The organism is Sphingomonas chungangi, assembly GCF_013778325.1.
In the GTDB taxonomy this organism is placed as follows: domain Bacteria; phylum Pseudomonadota; class Alphaproteobacteria; order Sphingomonadales; family Sphingomonadaceae; genus Solisphingomonas; species Solisphingomonas chungangi.
Genome location: NZ_JACEIB010000017.1, coordinates 1 through 1664, shown reverse-complemented (window position 1 = coordinate 1664; position 1664 = coordinate 1). Strand labels below are relative to the sequence as shown.

2 protein-coding genes are annotated in these 1664 nt (G+C 66.6%); both read left to right on the top strand.

Annotated elements, in window-relative coordinates:
- Nucleotides 1-738 (top strand): electron transfer flavoprotein subunit beta/FixA family protein (locus HZF05_RS13555; RefSeq protein WP_220129846.1); only part of this gene is annotated, 738 nt, incomplete at its 5' end.
- Nucleotides 735-1664: an electron transfer flavoprotein subunit alpha/FixB family protein gene (locus tag HZF05_RS13550; protein WP_160366187.1), complete on the top strand. Its 930-nt coding sequence runs from the start codon at nt 735-737 to the stop codon at nt 1662-1664. The genes HZF05_RS13555 and HZF05_RS13550, both read left to right, overlap by 4 nt.

Here is a 1664-nt window from a genome sequence, read left to right as displayed (position 1 = left end):
GTGCCCGTGAAGCGGGTGATCGACTACAACGTGAAGCCGCGGGTGAAGATGGACGGCACCGGCGTCGATCTCGCCAACGTCAAGATGTCGATGAACCCGTTCGACGAGATTTCGGTCGAGGAGGCGATCCGCCTGAAGGAGAAGGGCGTGGCGACCGAGATCGTGGCAGTCTCGATCGGCGTGGCCAAGGCGCAGGAGACGCTGCGCACCGCCCTCGCCATGGGTGCCGACCGGGCGATCCTCGTCCAGACGGACGACGAGGTCGAGCCGCTGGCGGTCGCCAAGATCCTCAAGGCGATCGTCGACGAAGAGCAGCCGGGCCTCGTGATCCTCGGCAAGCAGGCGATCGACGACGACAGCAACCAGACCGGCCAGATGCTGGCGGCGCTGACCGGCCGTCCGCAGGGCACCTTCGCCAACAAGCTGGAGGTCGCGGGTGACGCGGCCACCGTCACCCGCGAAGTCGATGGCGGTCTCGAGACGGTGAAGCTGGCGTTGCCGGCGATCATCACCACCGACCTTCGCCTCAACGAGCCGCGCTACGCCTCGCTGCCCAACATCATGAAGGCGAAGAGCAAGCCGCTCGCGAACAAGACGCCCGCCGATTACGGCGTCGACACCGCCACCCGCCTGCAGACCCTCAAGGTCTCCGAGCCGCCCAAGCGCTCGGCGGGCATCAAGGTGGCCGATGTCGATGAGCTGGTCGCGAAGCTGAAGAATATGGGAGTGGCGGCATGAAGACGCTGGTTTGGGTCGAGCATGACAGCGGCGCCATCAAGGACGCCACCCTTTCGGCCGTGACCGCCGCCGCGAAGCTGGGCGAGGTGCATATGCTCGTTGCGGGTTCGGGCGTGGGCGCGGTCGGTGAAGCCGCCGCGAAGATCGCGGGCGTCGGCAAGGTACATGTCGCCGACGACGCCGCTTTCGATCATGTCCTGCCCGAGGCGATCGCGCCGCTGGTCGTCGACCTGATGGGCCACCACGACGCCTTCGTCGCGCCCGCCACCGCCAACGGCAAGAACATCGCGCCGCGCGTCGCAGCCCTGCTCGACGTCATGCAGATCAGCGACATCCTCTCGGTGGAGGGCGACAACACCTTCACCCGGCCGATCTACGCCGGCAACGCGATCGCGACGGTGAAGTCGAGCGATAGCAAGCTGGTGATCACCGTGCGCGGCACCGCCTTCGAGAAGGCGGCGCGCGAGGGAGGCTCGGGCGCGGTCGAGGCCGTGTCGGGCTCGGGCGAGAATGCCGGTTCGTCGTTCGTCGGCGCCGAAATCTCCAAGTCGGAGCGTCCGGAGCTGACTTCGGCGAAGATCATCGTCTCGGGCGGCCGTGCGCTGCAGAACAGCGAGAACTTCCACTCCATCATCGAGCCGCTCGCCGACAAGCTCGGCGCGGGCGTCGGCGCCAGCCGCGCGGCGGTGGATGCGGGCTATGTGCCCAACGACTATCAGGTCGGCCAGACCGGCAAGATCGTGGCGCCGGAAGTCTATATCGCGGTCGGCATTTCGGGCGCGATCCAGCACCTCGCCGGCATGAAGGACAGCAAGACCATCATCGCCATCAACAAGGACGAGGACGCGCCGATCTTCCAGGTGGCGGACATCGGCCTCGTCGGTGACCTGTTCAAGATCGTGCCCGAGCTGACCGAGAAACTGTGA